The 24632-nt window shown below is 40.6% G+C and carries 18 protein-coding genes; 9 read left to right on the top strand and 9 right to left on the bottom strand.

Annotated features, from left to right (window positions below):
- Nucleotides 1–27 precede the first annotated feature (27 nt).
- The 3 genes from BI198_RS11520 to BI198_RS15955 are packed head-to-tail and all read right to left on the bottom strand — an operon-like array spanning nt 28 to nt 2326.
- Nucleotides 28–723: a response regulator transcription factor gene (locus BI198_RS11520; protein WP_070049677.1), complete on the bottom strand. Its 696-nt coding sequence runs from the start codon at nt 721–723 to the stop codon at nt 28–30.
- Nucleotides 720–2069, bottom strand: coding sequence for an ATP-binding protein (locus BI198_RS11515; protein WP_235605380.1), 1350 nt, complete (start codon nt 2067–2069; stop codon nt 720–722). The genes BI198_RS11520 and BI198_RS11515 overlap by 4 nt, the downstream gene beginning before the upstream one ends.
- A 29-nt stretch (nt 2070–2098) precedes the next feature.
- Nucleotides 2099–2326, bottom strand: a complete 228-nt coding sequence (locus BI198_RS15955) for a hypothetical protein (protein ID WP_141728875.1) — start codon at nt 2324–2326, stop codon at nt 2099–2101.
- Nucleotides 2327–2573: 247 nt separating this feature from the next.
- On the opposite strand from BI198_RS15955, the gene BI198_RS15950 reads away from it, so the two are divergent.
- Entirely contained in the window at nt 2574–2933 is a 360-nt protein-coding gene (locus BI198_RS15950) for a hypothetical protein (RefSeq protein WP_141728874.1), read from the top strand.
- 94 nt (nt 2934–3027) lie between these two features.
- Nucleotides 3028–3240 carry a sterol desaturase family protein gene (locus BI198_RS11505; RefSeq protein WP_070049674.1) on the top strand — a complete coding sequence of 71 codons (213 nt, stop codon included), beginning with the start codon at nt 3028–3030 and terminating at the stop codon, nt 3238–3240.
- A 14-nt stretch (nt 3241–3254) separates the two neighbouring features.
- Here the strand turns inward: BI198_RS11505 and BI198_RS11500 are convergent, their stop codons facing one another.
- Complete coding sequence (locus BI198_RS11500) at nt 3255–3668, bottom strand: hypothetical protein (protein WP_070049673.1); 414 nt, start codon at nt 3666–3668, stop codon at nt 3255–3257.
- Nucleotides 3669–4549: 881 nt separating this feature from the next.
- On the opposite strand from BI198_RS11500, the gene BI198_RS11495 reads away from it, so the two are divergent.
- Nucleotides 4550–8671 carry an EAL domain-containing protein gene (locus tag BI198_RS11495; protein WP_201243485.1) on the top strand — a complete coding sequence of 1374 codons (4122 nt, stop codon included), beginning with the start codon at nt 4550–4552 and terminating at the stop codon, nt 8669–8671.
- 96 nt (nt 8672–8767) lie between these two features.
- Here the strand turns inward: BI198_RS11495 and BI198_RS11490 are convergent, their stop codons facing one another.
- The 4 genes from BI198_RS11490 to BI198_RS11475 all read right to left on the bottom strand — a co-directional run bounded on the left by BI198_RS11490 (nt 8768) and on the right by BI198_RS11475 (nt 14489).
- Nucleotides 8768–9274 (bottom strand): DUF3087 domain-containing protein, encoded by a 507-nt coding sequence (locus BI198_RS11490; RefSeq protein WP_070050839.1) that lies wholly within the window; start codon nt 9272–9274, stop codon nt 8768–8770.
- A 124-nt stretch (nt 9275–9398) separates the two neighbouring features.
- Entirely contained in the window at nt 9399–12455 is a 3057-nt protein-coding gene (locus tag BI198_RS11485) for an efflux RND transporter permease subunit (RefSeq protein WP_070049672.1), read from the bottom strand.
- A complete protein-coding gene (locus tag BI198_RS11480; protein ID WP_070049671.1) occupies nt 12452–13552 on the bottom strand; it encodes an efflux RND transporter periplasmic adaptor subunit in 1101 nt (366 codons plus the stop codon). The genes BI198_RS11485 and BI198_RS11480 overlap by 4 nt, the downstream gene beginning before the upstream one ends.
- Nucleotides 13553–13760: 208 nt before the next feature.
- The gene (locus BI198_RS11475) at nt 13761–14489 is read right to left on the bottom strand and encodes a MauE/DoxX family redox-associated membrane protein (protein ID WP_070049670.1); all 729 of its coding nucleotides are present in this window, start codon (nt 14487–14489) and stop codon (nt 13761–13763) included.
- 299 nt (nt 14490–14788) lie between these two features.
- Between BI198_RS11475 and BI198_RS11470 the strand changes: the two genes are divergently transcribed.
- Genes BI198_RS11470 through BI198_RS11460 form a run of 3 tightly spaced genes read left to right on the top strand, consistent with a single transcriptional unit; the run spans nt 14789 to nt 17923 of the window.
- Nucleotides 14789–15223 carry a MerR family transcriptional regulator gene (locus tag BI198_RS11470; protein WP_070049669.1) on the top strand — a complete coding sequence of 145 codons (435 nt, stop codon included), beginning with the start codon at nt 14789–14791 and terminating at the stop codon, nt 15221–15223.
- The gene (locus BI198_RS11465; RefSeq protein ID WP_083256606.1) at nt 15210–17558 is read left to right on the top strand and encodes a heavy metal translocating P-type ATPase; all 2349 of its coding nucleotides are present in this window, start codon (nt 15210–15212) and stop codon (nt 17556–17558) included. The genes BI198_RS11470 and BI198_RS11465 overlap by 14 nt, the downstream gene beginning before the upstream one ends.
- An 11-nt stretch (nt 17559–17569) precedes the next feature.
- Entirely contained in the window at nt 17570–17923 is a 354-nt protein-coding gene (locus tag BI198_RS11460) for a cupredoxin domain-containing protein (protein ID WP_070049668.1), read from the top strand.
- Between the two features lie 137 nt (nt 17924–18060).
- Here the strand turns inward: BI198_RS11460 and BI198_RS11455 are convergent, their stop codons facing one another.
- Nucleotides 18061–18765, bottom strand: a complete 705-nt coding sequence (locus tag BI198_RS11455) for a UTRA domain-containing protein (protein WP_070049667.1) — start codon at nt 18763–18765, stop codon at nt 18061–18063.
- A gap of 379 nt (nt 18766–19144) precedes the next feature.
- On the opposite strand from BI198_RS11455, the gene BI198_RS11450 reads away from it, so the two are divergent.
- The 3 genes from BI198_RS11450 to BI198_RS11440 all read left to right on the top strand — a co-directional run bounded on the left by BI198_RS11450 (nt 19145) and on the right by BI198_RS11440 (nt 24611).
- Nucleotides 19145–21820 carry a TonB-dependent receptor gene (locus tag BI198_RS11450; protein WP_141728873.1) on the top strand — a complete coding sequence of 892 codons (2676 nt, stop codon included), beginning with the start codon at nt 19145–19147 and terminating at the stop codon, nt 21818–21820.
- Nucleotides 21821–21984: 164 nt separating this feature from the next.
- Nucleotides 21985–22740, top strand: a complete 756-nt coding sequence (locus BI198_RS11445) for a hypothetical protein (RefSeq protein ID WP_070049666.1) — start codon at nt 21985–21987, stop codon at nt 22738–22740.
- A complete protein-coding gene (locus BI198_RS11440; RefSeq protein ID WP_070049665.1) occupies nt 22737–24611 on the top strand; it encodes a 2Fe-2S iron-sulfur cluster-binding protein in 1875 nt (624 codons plus the stop codon). The genes BI198_RS11445 and BI198_RS11440 overlap by 4 nt, the downstream gene beginning before the upstream one ends.
- Nucleotides 24612–24632: the final 21 nt, after the last annotated feature.

Here is a 24632-nt window from a genome sequence, read left to right as displayed (position 1 = left end):
TTTGCAGTATAGGGTTAGTAAGAAAGATTAAAACCTATCAATTAACATGTAGCCCTTCCCTCTATGGGTAATAATGGCTGAGGGGCTATTTTCGTTAAACTGCATTTTATTTCGCAGCCGTGATACTAAAATATCTAATGCTCTACCTTGGGTATAATGACTGTTTATGTCAAGCGAGTTGGCTATGGTCTCACGAGTAACAGTTTTCCCTTTATGGGCGATTAATATTAATAATAACTGATGTTCATTAATGCTAAGTACACAGCGGTGTTGATGCTGATGTAATTGCCGACTTTCTAAATTAAGCCGATAATTAAGAAAACATAAATCAGAAGAAGGTTCAACTTGAGGCCTTATTCTGCGCAGTAGAGCTTTTATGCGTAGTAAAAGTTCATCTGGGTTAATAGGTTTACATATATAATCATCCGCACCGGCTTGCAGGCCATCGATACGGGCTTGTTCAGAATTACTGGCCGAAATTAAAATTGTTCCGGTATCGCTATGGCGTAATTCATCCAGTAGGCTTAAACCCGAACCATCAGGTAAACCAATATCACAAACCACTATATCTAAAGCGGTAACAGCAGCTTGTTTCACTATGGCTCGTGCTGATAGTAAGTCATTAGCTGCCAATACCTTAAAATTAGACTGTTGTAGAAAATTAACTAGCCCATCACACAACCAGTTGTCGTCTTCTACTATTAAAATTTGTTTATTATTCATAAGTCTTCGCTTATTTCTTGTCTAAGTATTAATGTTGCTTGGTTACACAGTTGCTGCAGTTGCGGCAGATAGTAATAAGGGTCGGTATTACTTTGTTCGAGCTTATCACAGAGATGGGCAAATTTTGCCATACCTAATGTGGCAGCCTTTCCTGCGAGTTTGTGCACTAAAGCTTTATTTTGGCTAACATCTCCACAGCTAAGTTGTTGTAAAATGATAGAAAAATCATTATCCAATGTTTCAAGTTGCTGTTTTAATTTAGCGTTTGGTATAAAACGAGCGAGCTGCCAGAACTGAATGCGGTCAAAAATAGGTTTAGTGTTAACTAATTGGTTTAGTACTTGTTGTAACTTTTCCAGCTCAATTGGTTTATGCAATAGTGCTTTTACACCTGCCTCTAAACAGGCCTGCTCAGTTTCTAATATGATATTAGCAGTGACGATACAAGTATCTGGTAACAGCAGATTGTTTTTTTTCATAGTAGTAAAAAAATCAAGTCCATTACCGTCGGGTAAATTAAGATCTAGTAGTAGTAAATCAAAAAATTGGTTTTTTAGTAACTGTGCAGCTTGGCCCAAGGTAGCTGCTATAGTGTGCTTAATGGATAAGTAATTAAGCATGCCAGATATTACTTGCTGATTTAAGGGTATATCTTCAACCACTAAAATATGAAGGCTGTGATTTTTTAAATGGTTATTAACTGCATGATTTAACTTTTTTGCTTTAGCCGGAACTAACTGCAGAGTAAAATAAAAACAGCTACCTTCGCCAACCTTGCTGGTAAAATTGAGCTCTGCCCCCATGTTATGCAATAACTGTTGGGTTAAAGCTAAACCTAGCCCAGATCCTTCTTGCTGTAAGCTTTGCCAAGCCCGATTAAAGGGTTTTAAAGCATGTTGTTGCGCTTGTTCATGAATGCCTACTCCTTGATCACTAATCATAAAACGGTATTCTCCGCTTATATCAGTGGGTTCGATAGTAATATCAATTTCGCCTGTATCACTATATTTAATAGCATTAGCTAATAAATTTGTCAGTATTTGACGTAACGCTGTGCTATTGATCTCGATCCATTTAGGCGCTGTTGACGTGACTGAATGAGTTAATGTTAAGCCTTTAGTTGTAGCTAAGTGTTGATACGTATCAATAAAGCGACTAAGCCAAAATCTTAATTCTATTGTTTCTGCTGTATTATCATTGATGCCGCTATGATCCACTTCTGCTTGGCGTAAAATTTGCTGGTTAATTAATGACAGTGATTTCCCTGCATCAGCAATTAATTGGCAATCATATTGCGCTATAGGATCGGTTAGTTGCTTGGCCAAAAGCTGGGCTTTTCCTACAATGGCGTTTAACGGAGTGCGAAATTCGTGACTTAAAAATGCGAGTAGTTTTTTTTGTTTTCCGCTTGCTGAAGTGCAAGTTGCTGTAGCTTTTTAATACTAAGCAGTTGACGTTCATTACACAGTAAAAAAAAGCCTAATAACATGGCGCAGCAAATAAAAAAGGGTAAGCCAGCAACAAGTTGATGAATTAATTTTATGATCTTATCACCACCTAAATACTCAGGATAATACGTAATAGCGGCACGATAACTCATCACAACCAGTCCCAAACCTATAGTGGCATTAAACAGGCGCATAGCTACGCGAAAGTGTAAACCTCTATTTAGATGTAATACAAAGAGAACTGAGCTTTTAAACGCCACATAAGCCAAACTGAAAATTATAATTCGCGAATTATTATCAGGCTGGATATAGGTAAAATACAGCAGCCCTAAACTAATCAAGAGAATACTTGTGAGTAACGGCCACCAAATAGGTTTTTTATTAAAAAACAGCAGTGTACCCGTGAGCTCAAAAAGCATACCTAATAGCAAAAATAGATTAGCCAAAACAATGCTAACCCAAGCAGGAGTTGAGCTCTGCCAACTAAGAAATAATAAACCGCTTGCAAATAATGCCGTACCTGCAGACCAGTATGCTGTGCCTGGTGTATCACGATTTGATTGGTACATTAGTAGCGAGAAAAAAATACAGCTAGCGCAAAGTATTAATCCAGTGGCTGAGTTTAAGAAAAAAGAGCCCATTCTATTCCTTTTATTTGCAGCTTGTTTTTATAAAAGCATATTGAAGGTAGTACCAGATAACAAGCGATTACTGATCAGAATGGTAACCGTTAAAGAGTGCAGTATAACGAAATTTTACTAGAAAAAAGCATGAAAATTGCCACAAAAAAAGTAATTAGAACACTATATCTAACTTAATTACCCCAAGTAAATTTGCTATCATCGTCACCAAAAAAATGCACCGCATTCACCACAGCCAACGGCCAGAAGAAACCAATAGTAACTACAGTTTTAATTTAACGGTGTGGGATAAACTATTTGGCAGCTATCGCAAAACCGCCACTAAAATAGATCAAGAATTAGATATCGGCTTAGTGCAATACCAAAAACCAGAGCAAAATAGCGGCTTAGGCTACTTGCTCAGTTTACCGTTTCGGCGTCAAAAGTAAGTTAGTTAACCAGCTTAACTCACTGTCAATTTAGTATCGGCATCACGCAGTAAATACAAAGTTAAACACGCAGCCAACATAGGCCAAGCGGCAAAAAATAATAGATTATTAAAGCCATCAAGATACTGCTTATAACTAGAGAAAGTTGACCCAGCGTGCATCAGCAAAATAATGCCGTAAGTCAGCCTTTTTTTATAACCAATCACAAAAGCCAGCACTAAAATTAGCTGGGCAATACCTAATACATAAAACAAATTAGCACTGACACTGGGTAGACCATAGAACTTTTCAAATATAGCTGCGCCGTGGCCAGGGTTGACGAATTTATCTAATGTCCACATTAGCATGACAATAAATACGCCTAAACGCAGTGATAGTAGGGACCATTGCAGCTTTTTTTGCATTGGCATTGATAATTGATCTGACATATTAACTCCATATAAGTGGAATATTGGCTTAAGAAAAAATACTAAGAGATATTAAGCAACGACATATCAACTCTAAGATAAAGCCATAACTTCGCCACTTACCCAATTAGACCCTATTTAAACTAAAGCTATTTCATAAAAATAGTATTTAAATTTTGATTTTGGGTAGTTAAATTATTTGTATATAAAATTAAGGGGTTGCAGCATTATTGTGTAGCATTTACGCTTTAAATCAAATTTTGTTGTTTAGCGAAATCTTTAGTCGATAATGCTAACAAATAGCTTGTCGATTAAGATCTGTTGCTGTTTCAAGGTACTGGCATTTCTGCAATTGGAATACCGTTGTCAGCTGACCACTAATTGAGAACTTGTAGAGAAATATTATTGTGATAAGTTAACTACTTAGCATTTGTAGCCGTTATAGCGTTTATTATTGAAGATGCTGCAAAATTTGGACGAATTAATTACTACACCAATAACTTTACTGAACATAAAAAATGTGTTGTGGCAGTGCGCTATTAAAGATAATTAAAAGTTGGTCAAAATTAGCCAATATTTTAAATTACTGATGATGATTTGTTAAGCGACAATTACTCTGGCTGCCTTATTAATTTTTATACAAACATCATGAGAGACTTATGAAAGATAGGCCTAAGAAAAATCTTGTTAGTATGATCTTATATAGTCTTTTTTTTAGCAGCTTAGCTTTTATAGTCGTGGGTAGCTTATTTATTGGTGTAAGCCAACTGCTGCCATATAACACTGGCAGCTACAACCTAACGCTAGCTGATAACGGCATATTATTACTGCTCTGCACCGCATTATCCCTAATAGCTATTCTTCGAAAAAACAAACCTCTTTTGCTGCTTAGCATAAGTGTTATGGCAGTAGTTTTAGGGTTAAGTTCGCCTTTATATTTCAATAGTCTAAGCACAAATTATAACCTGCCTTGGCTGCAATTAATCAGTTGGTTACTGCTGATAGTGGGGTTAATAGGTCGATTTAATAACGGTCGCGCGGGTTGGAATAAACTGAGCTTAGTCAGCTTCACTGTGCTGGCATTATTAATGTTAGCGTTGCTGTTGGTAAACACCGGCACCTTAGGCAGTTTACAGTTTGCTAATAGTCCTTCAGTGGCCTTGAATACAGCCATATTCCTGTTATTTTCTGCTATTGCCGGATTAACAGCTCCATCTAGATTTCGCTTTAATTTTAAAGCATATCGTTATAATTTAGGAAGTTGGCTAGCTCTGTCGCTTACTGTTTTTACTATACTGCTCTGGCTGAACTTTATGCATCAACTAGAGGTTGGTAATCAGAAAATAGTGCAAGAAACCGTTTTAAAGTTTAAGCAACAATCGGAACAAATTGTAGACCTACAAAAAGGTTTGATGCAGCGATTAGGCGAACGTATTGCAGAAACAAATACTACCTACCAACCGCAACAACTAAGCCAAGATTTAAATTCATATTTACGCGACTTTACTTATTTAGAATATATTGCCGTTTTAGACAGTGCAGGCAATGTGTATTATTCATCGGCTAAAACCAGCGAGATTAAGCACTGGTATGACAATTACGTAGAAACTGAATATGCGTTATTGGCTAATAAAATGCAGGCGCTGGAGAATGAAAAGGTCAGTTTTTATTACAACGAACTAGTCGATCATTCTTTGGTTAAAATGCGACTAAAACAACCTAATGCCTTAGGGGTGTCTGAGATAATTGCCGGTATAAACTTTCAGCAAGTTATGCAATCTACCATTCCTGTGATCGTGCCAACCGGTTACGCCATTACATTAGCTTATGAAAATAAATTGGATTTATTGCTTAGTCAGCTTAATCCAGAACGCCAGTACTTCCAGTTAGGAGAATACGCTTTTAACTCGTTAAGCGACATAAATTGGCAGTTACAGCTTTATCGAGATTATGCCCTTGAGCTAAATTTTGTTCGGCAAGTATCTGAAGTTATCTTATTTGCCGGTTGGTTAGCCTGTATATTGGCACTACTATCTCAGCAATATCAATTGCAAATGCAATGGCAACAAAAACGCTTAATCGTAGGTAATAGAAGGTTAAGCAGTAGTCTTAAAATACAAAATAAATTGCAAACTCATCATGCGCAATTTATGCGAAATTCAGCTGATCTGCTATGCATTGTTGGTAGTGAAGGCAATATTATAGAAATTAGTGAATCTAGTGAAATGGTATTAGGCTATTTAGCTGAAGAGCTAATAGGCAGAAAATTCATGGATTTTGTGCATACAAGCGATCAGGATATTACTCAGATTGAAGCCGACAAAATAATTAATGGCCAGGATACCCAGTACTTCAGAAATAGGTACATCAAAAAAGATGGTACCGTTGTACATTTAATGTGGTCAGCGCGATATGTACCCAGTGTCAAAACCATCTATGCAGTAGCACGAGATGTTACTAAGCTAGTTAAAGCTGAGCGCTATCAACAAGCACAGCAACATATTTTAGAACTTATCTCTGTTGAGAAGCCTTTAGCTGAGATACTGACCGCAATTTGTTTAATGGCAGAAGCACATAATCCAGCCATTAAAGCCTGCGTGATGCTAAAAGTTGACCAGCACTTGCAAATTACTTCAGCGCCATCGCTTAGCCCCAGCTACCATGCGGCTTTAGCGAATGTTCCTATTGCACATAATGCCGGCTCTTGTGGTACTGCTGCTTTTGAAAAAAGTTTGGTTGTGGTTGAAGATGTGACTACCGATCCTAAGTGGCTCCAGTACTCAGACGTTGTGCTATCAGAAAAGCTAACGGCGTGTTGGTCGATGCCTTTAGTTTTCAATGAAGACAATGTGCTAGGTACATTTGCGCTGTATTGTGACAGCGCAAGAGGGCCGGTAGAGGAAGAGTTAGAATTAATGGCCAGTTGTTGTCGCTTTGCAGCTAATGCAATTGAGCAAGTACAGCAAAAACAATTGCTTAATGAGGGCGAACAACGCTTTCGATCGCTTTATCAATTCAATCCTCAACCTGTTTATGTGTTGGATAAGCAAGGTTACTTTAGCAATATTAACAATGCGGGAAGTCAGTTATTAGAATGGCCATTGGTAGAATTAACCAAGATGCACTTTAGCCGCGTTATTCTGAATGAGCAATTAGCTGAAGTAACAGAATATTTTTCTAGTGCTATATCGGGTAGCCCTGAGAGTTTTGAAACCAGCATTTTAAGTCGAACAGGTAATCAACATGAATTACAAATTACCCTGATTCCTACTTGGATTGATGGTGAAATTGTCGGTGTGATAGGGATGGCAAAAGACGTTACCCAACATTTACAAACCGAAAAGCAACTTAGATTATTTAAAAGAGCAGTTGATGCCAGCTATAACGGTGTCGTTATCAGTGATATTACCCAGCCCGACATGCCAATAACCTATGTAAACTCTGCTTTTGAGAAGTTTACCGGCTACAGTAAAAAAGAGTCGATAGGGCGAAATTGTCGCTTTCTACAAGGTACAGAACGTGACGAATTAGCCATTGAACCCATCCGCTTAGCCATCGAATCAAAACAAGAAGTAAGTGTTATTCTGAAAAACTATCGCAAAGATGGCACCTTATTTTGGAATAACTTGTATTTATCACCTGTTCCGGACGAAGCGGGTGCCATTACCCATTATATTGGCATTCAAACTGATATCACTGAGCAAAAGAAATATGAAAAAGAATTGGCGTTTAATGCGTCTCATGACTTGTTAACTGGCTTGCCTAATCGAAGTTTATTACGTGATAGGTTAGTGCAAAATGTAAAAGCAAGCGCGCGGCATAAAGAAAAAGTAGCAGTGTTATTTATTGATTTGGATGGTTTTAAATTAATAAATGACAGCTTAGGCCATTTATTTGGTGATGAAGTTATTCGGCAAGTAAGTGCTCGGATAAATAAACAAATTCGTCCCGGAGATACCTTAGCCAGAATGGGTGGAGATGAATTTGTGTTAATGTTACCGGATATTAAAGACATTAATCAGCTTAACGATCACGCCGAACGGGTTTTAATCGCGATTTCAACTCCCTTTAAAGTCAGCGGTCGAGAGTTACAAATAACCGCAAGCATCGGTATCAGTGTGTCAAATAATGATATTACCGAGCCTATGGAGCTTGTTAAGCAAGCAGATTTAGCGATGTATCAGGCTAAGCGACTTGGACGCAATAATGTTCAGTGGTATCAGGCTGAAATGGAAATATTGCAGAACAAACGACTAAACTTAAGAGCGATGTTAAAGCAAGCGATTGAGAACCAAGAATTTGAGCTTTATTATCAACCGCAAGTCGAGGCAGGTAGCGGGCGCTTAGTTGGCCTCGAAGCCTTGCTACGTTGGCAACACCCAGTACAGGGCTTTATTGGCCCTGATGAATTTATTCCAATTGCAGAAGAAACCGGTTTAATTATTGAAATAGGTCAGTGGGTAATTGAACAGGCCGCAACCTATAATAGGTCATTACAACAACGCGGGCTGGCCGAGCTTGTTATGGCAGTGAATATATCGTCGCTACAGTTCCAGCGTGAAGGTTTTGTTGAGCAATTAGAGCAGACATTAAATAAGGTGCAATTAGCACCAAAATGGTTTGAGCTAGAGTTAACCGAATCGTTATTACTCGAAAATATTGAACAAGTAATCCATAAGTTACAACATCTTAAGCAGCTAGGTATTAGTATCGCCATCGACGATTTTGGCACCGGCTTCTCAAGCTTAAATTATTTAAAGCGCTTACCATTAGACAAACTTAAAATTGATAAGTCGTTTATTAATGATTTAGTTACCGATAAAAAAGATGCTGCTATTACTCGTGCCATTATAGCTATGGCACACCAATTAGAGTTAAAAGTGATTGCAGAAGGCGTCGAAACCCTAGCGCAATCGACCTTGTTACAGAAAAACGTCTGTGATGAGCTGCAGGGATACTTTTTCTCAAGACCCTTACCGGCCGATAAACTTGAGGTGTTTTTAAAAAATTACCTGCCAAGCTAATGACTAACAGTCTAGCTTGGCTGGATTAACGTCATTAAGATCTGCATCATCAGTTCTGATTATAAAATGGTAATACTTAAAACATTTAAAATAGTATTAAAACTGTTTTAAAATTTTTGCATCGTAATCATCAACATTTAAGGTTAATTGGTACTTTTCGGCCAACCTATCCAGCTCTAATTGTGCCAGGGCTAATTCATCCATACTAATGGTATTATCGTCTAGGTTCCATAGCAGGCGAGAACCAGCGTAACTGTATTGCATGGCTAAAAGTGCATCGACATTACCTGCTTGCGCTGCCGGTTTTAGCTTCAGCATTTTTCGGGTTATTTTGTTCAGTACTTGTTTTAAATCCCATACATATACCACTTCTGTCATATACGAATGGGTACGGTATTTATTAAGCAGCCAGCCAATTGTCACAGCAGTCACGACTACGCCAAGTAGATTCCAATGAAAATGGCTGCCGCTTTCGTCAGGAAATAGCTCGATAAGTATTTGAGCAATACCTAAACTACCGATGGTCAGTAGCGCGATACAACCGGCAATAACACGATTTAAATGACGACGATAACGGGCTTTATCAATTTTGATCAGTTGCATAATGAGTAAATAAACACCTAATAGTAAATATGTCATAATTTTATGAGGGCATTGTAACTTAAGCACGCAGCTAAACAGTGCTGCGTGCTTAAAAATTCTTAAAGCTAAGTAAAAAGTCTTAAAACTAAGTTTTAGCTCGGTGCAGTTTATCGCCAAGCACTAGCATACAAGGGGTTAAGAATAGCGTTAACAGGGTAGCAAAGGTTAAGCCACCAGCGATAGCGCTGGATAACTGCGTCCACCATTGGGTAGATGGCGCACCAAAACCTAAGCTGGGTTCAAGTAGGTTAACGTTTACCGCCAGCACCATAGGTAATAAGCCGAGCACAGTAGTAACCGAAGTAAGCAATACTGGGCGTAAGCGCAAGCAGCCGGTTTCTAATGCTGCGTCTACAGCGGATAAGCCGCTGTTGCGCATTTCATTATAAGTGTCAATTAAGACGATATTGTTATTAACGACTATGCCGGCCAGGCCAATAATGCCCATGCCCACCATAACAATACCAAAACTTTGACCATTAACCAGTAAGCCTAACAACACGCCCGCAGTAGAAAAAACAATGGCCGATAACACTAATAAGCTTTGGTACCAGCTATTAAATTGTACTAGCAGGATCATCAGCATTAAAAAGATAGCTGTTGCGAACGCGCCCATTAAAAAGGTCATGGCTTCTTGCTGATCGGCACTTTCACCGGCGGTTTTAACGTTAACATTCTCCGGCAGCTTTAAGTCACTGGCTAACAGCGCTTTTAAGCGTTCGCTAACTTGAGCGCCGGGAGCTAAGTCACTTTTAATGGTAATGGCGCGGTTGCCATCTATGCGTTTAATAATACTGGTTTTGGCCGCGGGCACAACCTGAACAAAGTTACTTAGCGGTACTTGGCCACGCGGGGTTTGAATGGTTAATCGACCCAACTGATCTAATGAGCGCCACTGCTGTGGAAAGCGTACCCGAATATCAACCTCATCACTGGCATATTCTGGCCTGAATTTGGCCAACAATAAGCCATTACTGACCATTTGTACGGCATTACCCACGGTAAGCACATCGGCACCAAAACGAGAGGCTGCTGCGCGATCTACCTCTATCCGCCATTCAATACCGGGCAAGCTGCGGTCATCTTCAATATCAACAAAACCACCCATTTGCTCCATTTGCTTAATGATTTTGCTGACAGCTAACTCGGTAGCATCGGCCTCGGAACTGCTCACTTGTAGCTCTATCGGTTTACCACCCGCGGGGCCTTCTTGTTGCTCCCGGAATTCTAGAATAATACCGGGTAGATCTTTGGTTAGGTTACGCATATCGTCCAGTATTTCAGCCGCTTTGCGTCGCTCAAACCAGTCGATAAACTGAAACTGTAAAGTACCAACTACATCTGGCGCTAAGCCACCACTGCTGCTGGCTAACGAGCGGGCATATAGTGCTTTAACTTCAGCTAAACCCAGTAAACGCTGCTCAACTTGTTGTAGTAAGGCATCTTTTTCATAAATGGACATATCACCGCGGGCTCGCACCCACACTTGAGCCGATTCTGGCTCTACCTTGGGGAAAAACTCCATGCCGTAGTTATATTTACCATAGGCAACAAAAATTAGCGCCATGGCAGCGAGCAAGCCGGCTAAGGTGAAGCCAGGGTGGCGCAGCAGTTTACTCAGTAATTTACGATAAGCTTTACCACTACTGCTGGCTTCAACTTTATGCGTTGTTGGTTTAGCACGGCTAATGCCGCCCATAACGGGTAGAAAAATAAGCGCCATAAACATGGAGGCCAATAAACAAAGAATGACCGTGGCGGGCAGATATTTCATAAACTGGCCAACAACACCGGGCCAGAATAACAACGGCATAAATACAACTACAGTGGTAGCGGTAGAGGCGATAATGGGCCAAGCCATACGACCGGCGGCATTAGCCCAAGCCTGCTTTGGTTTTTGACCTTCGCCGAGGTTTCTGTCAGCCAGTTCACTAACCACCACAGCGCCGTCGACTAACATGCCGGCGACTAAAATTAGGGCGAACAACACAATAATATTCATGGTGTAGCCAAGGGCATAAATCATTAAAATGCCGGCGAAAAATGCACCCGGTATCGTAATGCCCACCAGTACTGCTGAGCGCACGCCCATGGTGGCAACAATCAAAATAAGTACCAGAACTACAGCGGTTAACACGTTGTTTAGTAGATCTGACAACATGTTTTTCACTTCTTTTGATTGGTCCATAATGTAGTTAATATGCATGCCATCTGGAAACTGGCTACTGGCTTGCTCAATTAAAGCTTTGGTTTGTTCAATAGTAGAAATGATATTGGCGCCAGAGCGTTTTTTAACTTCGAGCACCACCGCTGGCTGACCATTAATACGGGCAAAGCCCAGCGGATCTTTAAAGCTGCGACTAATAGTAGCAACATCAGCAAAAGTAATAACAGTATCGCCGTCGACTTTAATGGGCATTGACAATACATCGTCTAAATCTTCAATAATGCCCGGGACTTTCATTGATAACCGGCCAGCGCCGGTATCTAAACTACCGGCGGCGACTAAGCGGTTATTGTTTGATACAAGCCTGAACAGTTGCTGGTAATCTAAGCCATAGCCTTCGAGTACTTGCGGATCGACCACGATCTCTAGCATGTCTTCGCGATCACCACCAATGTCTACCTCCAACACTTCAGGAATAGCTTCAATGTTTTCTTGCAATTGGCGGGCAATATACACCAGTTGATTCTCTGAAATAGGCCCAGATAAACCCACTGATAATACTGGGAATAAACCGACGTTAATTTCGTTTACCGTTGGTTCGTCGGCTTCGCTGGGTAACTTGGCACGAGCAGCGTCTACTTTAACCCGAACATCGGCCAGAGCCTGATCGGCATCAAAGCCGGCATCAAACTCAAGCATTACTGAAGCATGGCCTTCGCTAGAAGTTGAGGTCATCTTTTTGATGCCTTCTAACGAGCGCAACTCATGCTCCATAGGCCGAACTAACAAACGTTCGCCATCCTCTGGGCTAATGCCATCTAGCGACATCGACACGTACATCATGGGAATAGCGACGTCGGGATTGGATTCTTTGGGAATGGTTTGATAAGCGGTTATGCCTGCAATAAATAAAAACAGCAGCAACATTAAGCTGGCGCGGCTGCGAGAAATTGCCGCCTGAATAATGGCATTCATTGTTTAGCTCCTGCCACCTGTACTTGTTGTTGCAGCTGCACCTTAACTTTATCGCCCGGCTTAACAAAACCGGCACCTTGAGTAATAATTTGGGCACGTGATGGTAAACCGCTAACTTGGGCGCCTTCGTTGTCGGCCGTTAACACTTGTACTTGATAAAACACGACTTGCTGTTGTTCATCCACCACTGACACGCCTAATTTGCCAGTGCTATCTAGGCTAAGCAGGGCAGGTGATACTAGATGAGCCTGTACCGGTGCTAACTGTACTTCAACCGTAGCACTGCCACCTGCAATGCGTAATAAATCTGGGTTGGCTACGGTGACTTCAATATAAAAGCTGCGGGTCGCAGTGTCGGCAGCATAGCTAATAAAGCTAAGTTCACCCTTTAGTTCTCTGCCATCGAGTAAGCGCAGGTTAACGCTTTGGCCACGTTGCAGCGCTGCAATATGTTGCTGCGGTATTTGAGCACTAACTTTCAACTTATCAATTTGCACCAGTTGGAGCATGTCAGTGCCCACTTGCACTACATCGCCCAGTTCAATATGGCGCCGGTCTACCATGCCGCTGAACGGTGCTACGGGTTCAACTTGCTGCAGTGCTAGCTGTGCACGTTGCAATTCAGCTTCTGCCTTGGCGAGTTCACTTTCAAGCCGGGTAAGTTCGGTTGCCGATAAAAACTGAGACTTACCCAGCTTGCGTGCACTAGCTAGCTCGTCTTTTTTTAAGGTTAAGTTAGCTGTTGCTTGGCGTAATAATGCTGTGCGGCCTTCATCAGATAGGCGCAGCAGTTTGTCGCCTTGTTGCACCTTATCGCCTTGCTCAGTTAACAGCTCGGTAACGGTGCCGGCTTGCTGAGATTTAATACTCACATTGCGCCACGGCATAATATGACCTTGTGCCACTTGGGTTAATTGGTATGGCTCGGCGTCTGACCAGCGGGTTTCTACCAACACTAATTGCTGCTCTGGTACTTGTTGTACAGCAGGGGCTTGTTGTTTGGCGCTGTAATTGTCACCACTGAGTAACCACAGCAACAATACTAGGCCGATAAAAATGGCAATAAATACGGGAGAAACAACAAGCTTTTTAAACATGAGCAGTCCTTGGCGGTATTAGTACTTGGCGGTATTAATAACCGTATCGATAAGAGATGTGAAATTGTATCAGCTGCAAATATACCGACAACAATAAATGCCAGCAAGCTGATAACTGTAAGTAAATATAGTTAGCTTAGCCGGCAGCGGATAGGGTTTTTACCATTAGTACCATTAAAGTTGGAATCAAATCGAACCAATAATACTGCTACCTTATCAACATCCAAAGACCGGCAGCAATCATAAATAAATTTTCAGTTAACGAGATAAAACCTAAGGGCACATTACTGTCGCCGCCGACACAAGCGCATTTAAGTTCACGCTTATCGATGTACACAGCTTTAATAACTGAAATAGCGCCGACCGTACCAATAAAAAGTGAGATAGGGGCTATGACAAGAGCGGCTAAATTGGCAATCATGCCAATGCCAACAAAGGCTTCTAAAAATGGATAAACATAAGCATAGGGCACCACTTTCATTGCGACTAAATCATAGGTAATAAAGGAATTAGAAAAACTATATAAATCTTGTAGTTTTTGTATCGCCAGCACCGCCATGGTTAATGCAACGAATAACTCGATAGTTTTCATACTAAAAACATTATTAGCGGCATAAGTAAATGCAACACTCAGTAAAAATGTTACCGCAAAAATTGCAAGTACAGGGGTGTAGGTTGTTCCTTGCTGGCCAGCTTGCTGTTTACCAAAATAATCACGCAGAGCATCGTAACCACCGATTCGTTTACCATCAATAAAGGTTTGTGGTGTCGTTTCAACTTGGTGTTGCTGTTTAAATGTTTCCGTTTCTTGGCGAGAGTTTAATGGATGGTCTTCGACTTTATAGCCTTCACGTTCCAATAAATCTTTAGATTTAAGACCAAAAGGGCAAATGTGATCATCAGTTGCCATTCTATATAACTGTGCTGATTTAGTCATTTTAGCTGCCTCTTGCATGGCTTTTGTTGGTAGAGTTTGTAAACTATTTATATAACTGAGTAATATTTACAGCATGAGCTATATTAACTGCGCTATAGCCCATGAAAAAGTACTATTCACTACAAAAGCAAGACTTGCGCCAATCTGATAACAACTTTGCTACCCAAGCTAGTAATAAAAATGTTTCGAAATAACAGCGGACACTGATTAAAAAAATAAAAAACAAATAACACTGCTTGACCTGTGTCTAAGACATAGGTTTAAGCTGGTGGTGTCAGCGTAGATAATGAGGGTGAAATATGAATGTCTCAGAATTAGCAACAGAGTTGAAGACGACTGCTGATACAGTACGGTATTACACGCGGTTAGGCTTACTTAGCCCCAACAAAGCAAGTAATGGCTATAGATTTTATACAGCAAAACAGCAATCTCGATTGAAATTTATATTAAGCGCTCGGCAACTAGGTTTTGCCGTAGAGGATATTACTGTAATTTTGCAAGAAGCAGATGACGGCAAAACAGCATGCCCTGCTGTTAGAGAAATAATAAAGCAACGTTTAGCCGAAACAGAGAAGCGATTTCAGCAAATGCTTGAACTGAGAGATAAAATGCAAGCAGCACTGGCACAGTGGGAAAAGATTGAAGATAAATCGCCAACGCCTCATATGGTGTGTCACTTAATAGAGCAATTTGGCATGTCTGATAATGGAGGAACAAAAAATGAACAAGAATAATAAAGATGTAACCGCTTCAACGTCATGTTGTAGCAAAGCCAAACAACAACCTCAGAATGACAGTAATGAATCAGCGGTGTTGGCATCTGAACACTCTGCCAACCAAAATACGCTGCAACTTATAATAGAAGGCGCTGGATGCGCGAGTTGTGTTGGTAAGATTGAAGGCGCCTTAAATACGATACCGGGTGTCAAAACGGCAGAAATGAATTTTGCTGATAGAACCGTTATGGTGTCGGGTAATGCAGCAGCAGAATCGTTAATAAAAGCGATTGAATCAGCAGGTTATAATGCCAAGCTTATGAATCAAGGTTCAGAAAGTGAAGCCCTTGATGAGAAAGAACAGGCAGATTTAGCCTATTATAAAAAGCTAATGCGCCACACTTATATCGCGCTAGCTTTAGGTATTCCACTAATGGCATACGGCCTAATGGGCGGTGCAATGACCGTGGAAACCAACGCTGAGCGTATTACGTGGTTAATTATTGGTATTTTAACCTTTGGCGTGATGTATTTCTCGGGCAGACACTTTTTTGTCGGCGCCTGGCAAAGCTTTAAAAATCACTCCGCCAATATGGATACATTAATTGCATTAGGAACGGGAACAGCTTGGTTATACTCAATGGTTGTTGTATTTGCACCCGAATCCGTTCCGTTAATGGCAAGGCACGTTTACTTTGAAGCAACTGCCATGATTATTGGTTTAATTGATCTGGGCTTAGCACTAGAAGTGAGAGCCAGAGGAAAAACCTCAGAAGCAATTAAACGCTTAATTGGTTTGCAAGCAAAAATGGCAACCGTGATCCGTGACGACAAAGAAGTCAAAATTGCCATTGAACAGGTGCTGAAAAGTGACATCGTCAAAGTAAGGCCTGGTGAGCAAATACCGGTTGATGGTGTGGTGATCGAGGGCACTACGTCGGTTGATGAGTCGATGTTAACTGGTGAACCAATGCCGGTTACCAAAAAACAAGATGATAAAGTAGTTGGCGGAACATTAAATAAGTCCGGCACTATTAATTTTAGAGCTAGTCATGTAGGTAAAGATACGGCTTTAGCGCATATTATTAATATGGTTAAGCGCGCGCAAAACTCTAAGCCACCAATAGGGCGGTTAGCAGACGTTATTTCAGCTTACTTTGTGCCTGTGGTGATGATCATTTCGATTGTAAGCGCCTTGGCTTGGTTGAATTTCGGCCCCGATCCTGCAGTCGCTTTTGCCATGGTATCAGCAACAACAGTATTAATCATTGCTTGCCCTTGTGCGCTGGGATTAGCTACGCCAATGTCAGTTATGGTGGGGGTTGGTAAAGCGGCCGAAGCGGGGGTGCTTATCCGTAACGGTGAAGCATTACAAACTGCTTCTAAGATTACGACCATGATATTAGATAAAACAGGCACTATTACCGAAGGCGCACCCAAAGTAACGGATATTGTGTTAGCAAATGCCATGACTGAAAAACAGATACTGCAATTGGCAGCAAGTATGGAAAGTGGCTCTGAACATCCGTTGGCGGAAGCTATCGTTGAAAGTGCCCTCGAAAAAGATATTGAGTTACTAAAAGTTGAAAACTTCAAGGCGTTAGTGGGGCGAGGCATTGAAGCAAATTGCCAAGATAAAAGCTTATTGTTTGGTAATGAAAAGTTAATGCATGAAAAAGGCATAGATATAACAAGCTTTGTTCATAAAGCTCAAGCTTTAGCGAAAGAAGCCAAAACGCCGATGTATTTTAGCATAGATGGTGTGCTAGCTGCGATAATTGCCGTTTCTGACCCTATTAAAGCCGATTCAATTTCTGCTATTAAACGGCTGCAAAACAATAATATTCGGGTGATCATGCTAACGGGTGATAACCGTGAAACGGCGGCCGCGGTTGCAAAAAAGGCTGGCATAACCGAGTTTGTGGCCGAGGTTTTACCTGAAGAAAAAGCCGATAAAGTAAAAGAGCTGCAAATGGCGGGTGAAATTGTAGGTATGACCGGCGATGGCATAAATGATGCCCCTGCATTGGCACAGGCTAACGTCGGTTTTGCCATCGGTACTGGCACAGATGTCGCGATAGAAAGTGCAGATATAACGTTAATGCGAGGATCTTTACATGGTTTAGCTGATGCTATCGCCGTAAGTAAAGCCACTTTACGTAATATCAAACAGAACTTATTTGGTGCCTTTATCTATAACGCTGCAGGAGTGCCTTTTGCAGCCGGTATCTTATATCCATTTTTTGGTATTTTATTAAGCCCAGTTATAGCGGGTGCGGCAATGGCGTTTTCATCGCTCACTGTGGTATCAAATGCGAATCGTCTGCGCTTATTTAAAGCTAAAGATCACTAAGGAAACTCATTATGATAATTATTAACGTAATAGGGATCAGCCTAATATTTTTAATCATCTGGTGGTTTTGGTTATATAAACCCAATACGACAGTGGTTACAGACAAAGAGCTACTTATTGTGGTCAAAGACGGTGTTTACACGCCGTCGGTAATAGAGGTGCAAGCGGGTAGTCCATTAACCCTGAAGTTTAATAGAAAAGATGCGTCACCTTGTACAGAAACAGTATTAATACCGGCGCTAGAGATTAGTGCAAGCCTTAAATTAAATGACATTACCAGCGTGCCTGTGCCAGCTTTGGCCGTGGGAAAATATGAGTTTCACTGCCAAATGCAGATGTATCGTGGCGTGATAAATGTGGTCTAAGTTCATATCCCTGCATAAATAAGTTACAGCGGTTAATGTAACTAGCGCACTCACATAACAAGCTTTTTGTCAGAGTATGTTATGTGAGTGTTTTTATGTTATTGAAGGAGTTTTGTGTTTGTTCGTTGCTGCTAACCCTAACTTACAATATCAAGCTGGCTAGTAAACTTAAATCTATTAGCAGGGTAGTATAACACCGCATAGCTAATAGGATGGCCGTGCGAATGGGTAATACGAGTTACTTTTAGGCAGGGGATATCATCTTCAAGTAGCAAGTTATGTTTTAAAATTTTTGTCGGCATTATAGCTTCAATAGTTATATCGGCTTTAGTGGCCGGTGCGATTGAATTTAAATACTGACTTGCTGTAATTTCGCTAAAATCTTGTTGCAAAAATAACGGCACTCGATCAGCGTTAACATAACGCTCTTCTAATTGTATGGGCTGTTCATTTTCCCAGTGCACAATAATGATTTTATAGATTTTTTTGCTTTGTAACGATAGCGTTAGTCCAGCTGTCTCGTTGGGTATCAGGGTTAATCTGCTTAATACCGTCATTTTATGGCTATGGCCGCGAGATTTTATTTCATCGGCTATATTGCGAATTTCTAATAAAGAACTTTGGGCAACAGGCTCTTTAACGAAGGTACCAACACTTGGTACTCGCTCTAATAATCCACTATTTACCAACTCATCAACGGCTTTTCTAGCGGTCATTCGGCTGGCTGAAAAATGATTAGCTAACTCTATTTCTGATGGTATCTGCTGGCCAGCTGTCCATAGACTCGCGCTTATTTTGCTTTTTATGTCATCAGAAATTAATCGATACTTCGGTAGTTTCATCCAATATCTACTTTTTCCAACTGTTATACGGGCTTCAGTAAACAGAAGTTGATGATTATTTTTATAAAGAAAATCATGAACCTAATAGCAAACCATTATTTTATGTGGTGTATAGCTAATTTTAACTGTTCATGCTTAGCCGTTTATAAAAATCGCAATCGACAGTATATACCGCAATAGCAAGCTGTCAAATTTAAATCAATTTAGCTTAAACATTACGTTAACAGTCTGCATTGGAAAGGTTTTAGGTAAACAAAATAAATTAAAAAAGACTGTTGTATATACCGGTATGGTGTTGTATAACATTTGAACAAGACATGGCCGAACTACATACACTTAAATTTTAAATCAGTTTGGTGAACCCCAGGAGAACGAAAATATGCCGAAAAATATAATAAAATTCAGCCCGGTTTATAGCACCATGCTGCTAGTAGGTTTGGTGTCGCTTCCGCATCAAGTTGTTGCACAAGAAGCTGATAATGTAGAGCGAATTCAAGTCACCGGTTCAAAAATTAAACGAACCGATTTAGAAACAGCCAGCCCAGTGTCTGTTATATCTTCTGCTGATATCAGCGCATCAGGTATTACTAACGTCGAGAACTTGCTGCAAGAAATGTCTTTTTCAGCTGGTGTTGCCGGTAACGCCAGTAATGCCTACTGGACTAATGGCGGCTATGGTACCGCCCAAGTTAATTTACGTGGGCTGGGTATTAAACGCACACTGGTTTTATTAAACGGTCGTCGAGTCGTTGGCGGCGGAACGGGTGCTAACAGTTCAGTCGACTTAAATATGATCCCTACCTCAATGATTGAACGCATAGAGGTATTAAAAGATGGTGCATCGGCAGTTTATGGTGCTGATGCTGTAGCAGGTGTAGTTAATATCATCACTAAAAAGGAGTTTGTTGGTGCAGAATTGTCGGTGAAAGCTGGCATAACAGGTGAAGGTGATGGTGAAAGTCAGGATGTTAGCCTTACTTTAGGCACTGAATTTGATAAAGGTAATATCATTGTTAACTTAAGCTATGCCAATACATCAGCTGTACGTCAGTCAGATCGCGTAGCTTGTCCAATGTTTGGTACTGAAGAAGGCACTTTTGAATGTTTTGGCAGTAGCACCACGGAAGGCGGCAGAGCCTTACTGGCAGATGGTACTCAGGTACAGTTTAACCAAGATCCTAATACGGCTACCAACGGTGACAATTACGGACCTTATAATAGCGCCAATCATAGCTTTGCCTATTTGCCGTATTTAAATGCGGTAAGCCCGATGCAACGTCTTAATTTGTCTAGTTTTGCCAATTACCAAATTAATGACTCTTTACAGTTGTTTATCGAAAGTAGTTACAGCAACCGCCAAGGTGAGCAAATAGTGACACCACGTAATGGCTTCGCAGGCATTAAAGTAGGTGCTGACTTTAGGTATAACCCTACTGGGCAAGATTTAGAGTTTTTACGCCGACGCAATACTGAGCTAGGTGCGCCTTATTTCTTCCAGGAAACCAACACTATTCGTATAGTGACGGGTTTAACGGGGTTTTTATCTAATGGTTGGGAATGGGATGTTTCGTATAACTATGGTCGAAACACTGGGGTCGATGGTTGGACTTTCGATATGGACCCCGATCGTGCAGCGCAAACCTTAGATGACAGCATTTGTACTTATGATAATAGTAATGGCATTCCTTGTGGTGACTGGTTTGGTAAAAATGAGCTAAGCAAAGAAGTCATTGATTATGTTAAATATCGTCGAGAAGGTACCGGTGGCAATGAAATGCGCACTTGGTCAGTAAATATGAATGGCTATTTACTTGAACTACCGGCTGGTGGTCTTGGTTTTGCTGTCGGTGCAGAAAGCCGCACTGAAAAAGGCTGGCGTGATCCTGATTCAACAGTGCTGCGCAACGGTTTAGAAGATCCTATTAGTGGTAGTTACAGCGTTAATGAAATATTCGGCGAGTTGTCGGTGCCTTTATTAGCAGATAAATTTTTAGTTAAGCAGTTATCGGTCGAATTGGCGGCTCGTTATTCGGATTATAATACCGCGGGTGCAGAAACAACCTATAAAATGGGCTTAAGCTGGAATGTTAACGACGAATTGATGCTACGTACTGTTCATTCTACAGCCTTTAGGGCACCGGTTATTACCGAGTTATTTGGTGGCACTAACGGTGAAAATTTACGGACTATCGATCCGTGTGAAAATGCCACTGGTACTATTGCCGCTAACTGTTTGGCTGCGGGTGTACCGGTAAACTTTGTGCAAGATGGCAATACTATTTTGACCAGTGTAGGCGGTAATCCAAAACTAGAGCCTGAAACAGCTACCACCACCACTATGGGTATTGTTTGGCAGCCAGCGTTTTTAGAAGGGTTCTCAGCTACGATAGATTACTTCAATATTGAAATTGACGACTCTATCACTTCGGTTAATGGTTCGGATATGCTGCGTCTTTGTTATGAAGACCCAATCGGTAATGCCAAATTCTGCGATACTTTCGACCGTCATCCTGTAACGCATCAAGTTAGCGAGTTGAATCAACGGCCGGTTAATGCCGCAGTAGAGAAAGTCAGTGGTGTTGATCTTAACACTATGTATAAATTTACTTTGTTTGGTTTAAGTAGCCGTGCTTCGCTTGATGTTACTCGTTTACTAACGCATGAAAGTACGCCGTTTAGAGGCCAACCTACAATCGATAAAGTAGGCGATATCACTGAAGACCAGGGCAGTTATACTGAATGGCGCAGTAATATTAGCTACAGTGTAATGACAGATGTTTGGTCTGCTACTTATTCATTACGTTATATCGGCAGTGCAGATGATGTTAACGGTAGTGATTTAGATCCGTTAGGTAAGTCAGTAGGTTCGGTTACGTATTCGGATGTATCAGCTAGCTGGTATTTCAATGATGATTTAACATTTTCCGCTGGCGTAGATAATATCTTTGATAAAAATGCACCTTATCTAACCTCTTGGAATGACGCTAATACCGATGTGATGACTTATGACTTACTGGGAAGACGCGGCTATGTTCGTGCCACTTATAAGTTCTAATTCAGTATTAACACGATAAACACAGAGGCCTTTGTCGTTATGACAAAGGCCTTTAATAATGTTTTATTTTTGAAATTAAAATATTTTTGCTTGGCTCAAACACATTATTATCAACAATAGTTTGTGCACTTTGCAGAATAAGCATGCAGTAAATGGGGTTACACATGAATGACTCAATGCGACTACTTAAAACCAGTAGAAAATACCATAAATGGTTAATGGCCTTTATAGGTATTCAGTTTGTTATATGGTCGGGAAGTGGTGCTTACATGGTTTATTTAAATATTGATTACATTCATGGCGATACCTTAGTTAATAACGCACAAGATAAAATAGACCCAACCTTAATAGATTATCCTTTACAAAGCTTAATGCAAAGTTACCCACAAGCGAAACAAGTTAGTATTGAACGTTATTTAGATAAGGTGGTGTATCGCTTTACGCTGGATAACAAAAAGCGAGTGGTAGATGCGCAAAGTGGTGCGGAATTAGCGCCACTTAATCAGGCACAAGCCGAAAAAGCCGCTACTTATTATTACAGTGGCAGCGGGGCGATAAAAAGTACTGAGCTTATCAGCGAAAATGCGCCATTTGAACTTAACCCTGCGGTAATGCCTGCTTGGCGAGTGAACTTCAATGATTTTGGTTCTCCGGCAATTTATGTTTCGGCTGAAAACGGCAGATTAGTGGGTAAACGCCACAGTTTTTGGCGCTTATTTGATTGGATGTTCCGGTTTCATGTTATGGATTATGAAAATAGCGAGATAGATAACACATTATTATTCTGGTTTACGTTATTAGGTATTTTGTCAGCAATATTTGGTTTGTTGCTAGTGTATTTCCGCGTGTTTCGTAAAACAGATGACGCTTTAATTAAACCAGCAGCAGCGTCGCAAAATGACCAAGGAGTTGCACAATGAATATGGTAAGAAAAATCCATAAGTGGAGCTCAGTTATTGTCGGTATTCAGTTAATGATTTGGCTGGGAAGTGGCATGTACTTTAATTTTATGGACCATACCAAAGCCGCAGGTAATACCTATAAATCTAACAAAGTTACTCCTGTGGATTGGCAAGAGCTTAAATTAAAAGGGCTGGAATTAAAAGAACCAAAAATGGTGCTACAACAGCAGCTTGCAAGTAATAGCCTTGCGCTAATTGAGTTAGTAGGTAAGCCTTATTATCTGCTGAACCATCAACGCGGTTTATATGATAATTTTGTTAACAAACATTCAATGGTTGATGCAATTACCGGTGAGCCAGTCATCATTGATAATAGTTTTGCAGAGGCGTTGGCGGCTCAGTCGTATACAGGACCAGGACAGATAGTATCGACGACCTTAATGCAGCCACCTATTGCAGATTTACTGAAACAAAAAAATGCCGTGTGGCAAGTAAACTACTCTGATGATATTAACACTAGTGTCTATGTTGAAGCTGATTCTGGCCGTATTGCAGGCCATAGTGATGATGATAAGCGCTTAGCTGATTTTTTTCTAAAACTACACTTTATGGATTATGCCAATGAAGGCAGTTTTAATAATGAATTTATGATGTTTTTTGCTTTTTTTACCTTGTTTCTTAGTGGTACAGGGCTGGTGTGGACAATTGACTTAGCAAAACGTGGTCAGTACAAAATTAAACTGTTTGCACGTAAAAATACGGTCAAATTGTTTGATAGCAATCAAAAAAGTATGGGCCAACTGGCGTTTTCTAATCATAAAAACTTGTTGGATGGTCTAGTTGATCACAACATCATTTTACCATCAACTTGCGGCGGCGGGGGCACCTGTGGACGTTGTCGCATTATGATTAATCAAAATATAAAAAAGACTGCAGCCGATTTACTGCACTTTAGCAACCAAGAGCTAGAGCAAGGTTACCGCCTAGCGTGTCAGCATTTTAGTGATGATGTTGAGCATATGACATTGATGGATATTACTGATGCTAAAAAATATAAACTTGAGTTGGTTAGTAGTGTTTACCTGAGTCCTTATATTAAAGAGTTACGGTTTAAAGCCCATTCTAAGGTGCCAGTACAATATAAAGCGGGCGCTTTTATGCGATTCTTTATCCCTGATTCAGAGTGTCATTCAATACCTGCCGATTTACCCAGTGAATTAAAACCTTATTGGCAGCATATCTCGCCTTTAGATTATCAACACCGTGCTTGTAGTCGGAGTTATTCGTTAGCCAGTATTGATGAAAACACTAATGAGTTGATGTTTGTCATTAAGCTGCAAAGTGCTGGTGAGCCAGATGTATTACCCGGCATTGGTTCAAATTTCTTAGGTAATTTAAAAGTGGGTGACACGGTAGAAGCACTAGGCCCGTTTGAAGAGTTCTATGCCAATGAGAATAGTCAAAAAAACATCGTATTAGTGGGAGCAGGTTCCGGCATGGCACCTTTAAAAGCTTTGGTTGAAGAGCAGTTGTTTATACAAAACCGTAATTCAATTGATAAAACTAATGCCAAGCCAGCCAGAGAGATCCATTTCTTTTATGGCGCACGAAATGAAAATGATATTGTTTATGTTGATTACTTTTATGAACTCGCTAAACAATACCCACATTTTTACTATTACCCAGTGTTGTCACGACCAGACAAAGATTGGTTAGGTGCGACCGGCTATGCCCAACATGTGCTGGCATTAAATTGGCAAAATATCGTTGCGCAAGGTGATCCTGAGTTCTACTTATGCGGGCCCAAAGGGTTGATGGATGACACCATAAGGTTACTTAGAGATAAAGGGGTGCCTGAATCTGATATTGCTTTTGATGTCTTTAGCTAAATAAACTAACCCTGCGCAATT

The sequence above is a fragment of the Rheinheimera salexigens genome, from assembly GCF_001752395.1.
GTDB classification, from domain to species: Bacteria; Pseudomonadota; Gammaproteobacteria; order Enterobacterales; family Alteromonadaceae; genus Alishewanella; species Alishewanella salexigens.
This window is presented reverse-complemented; position numbering and strand designations above follow the sequence as displayed.

What these genes read in the sequence shown, in the direction of transcription:
- BI198_RS11520 (WP_070049677.1), bottom strand. Translation starts at nt 723, where the DNA reads ATGAATAATAAACAAATTTTAATAGTAGAAGACGACAACTGGTTGTGT.
- BI198_RS11505 (WP_070049674.1), top strand. Translation starts at nt 3,028, where the DNA reads ATGCACCGCATTCACCACAGCCAACGGCCAGAAGAAACCAATAGTAAC.
- BI198_RS11500 (WP_070049673.1), bottom strand. Translation starts at nt 3,668, where the DNA reads ATGTCAGATCAATTATCAATGCCAATGCAAAAAAAGCTGCAATGGTCC.
- BI198_RS11495 (WP_201243485.1), top strand. Translation starts at nt 4,550, where the DNA reads ATGGCAGTAGTTTTAGGGTTAAGTTCGCCTTTATATTTCAATAGTCTA.
- BI198_RS11490 (WP_070050839.1), bottom strand. Translation starts at nt 9,274, where the DNA reads ATGCAACTGATCAAAATTGATAAAGCCCGTTATCGTCGTCATTTAAAT.
- BI198_RS11485 (WP_070049672.1), bottom strand. Translation starts at nt 12,455, where the DNA reads ATGAATGCCATTATTCAGGCGGCAATTTCTCGCAGCCGCGCCAGCTTA.
- BI198_RS11480 (WP_070049671.1), bottom strand. Translation starts at nt 13,552, where the DNA reads ATGTTTAAAAAGCTTGTTGTTTCTCCCGTATTTATTGCCATTTTTATC.
- BI198_RS11475 (WP_070049670.1), bottom strand. Translation starts at nt 14,489, where the DNA reads ATGACTAAATCAGCACAGTTATATAGAATGGCAACTGATGATCACATT.
- BI198_RS11470 (WP_070049669.1), top strand. Translation starts at nt 14,789, where the DNA reads ATGAATGTCTCAGAATTAGCAACAGAGTTGAAGACGACTGCTGATACA.
- BI198_RS11465 (WP_083256606.1), top strand. Translation starts at nt 15,210, where the DNA reads ATGAACAAGAATAATAAAGATGTAACCGCTTCAACGTCATGTTGTAGC.
- BI198_RS11460 (WP_070049668.1), top strand. Translation starts at nt 17,570, where the DNA reads ATGATAATTATTAACGTAATAGGGATCAGCCTAATATTTTTAATCATC.
- BI198_RS11455 (WP_070049667.1), bottom strand. Translation starts at nt 18,765, where the DNA reads ATGAAACTACCGAAGTATCGATTAATTTCTGATGACATAAAAAGCAAA.
- BI198_RS11450 (WP_141728873.1), top strand. Translation starts at nt 19,145, where the DNA reads ATGCCGAAAAATATAATAAAATTCAGCCCGGTTTATAGCACCATGCTG.
- BI198_RS11445 (WP_070049666.1), top strand. Translation starts at nt 21,985, where the DNA reads ATGAATGACTCAATGCGACTACTTAAAACCAGTAGAAAATACCATAAA.
- BI198_RS11440 (WP_070049665.1), top strand. Translation starts at nt 22,737, where the DNA reads ATGAATATGGTAAGAAAAATCCATAAGTGGAGCTCAGTTATTGTCGGT.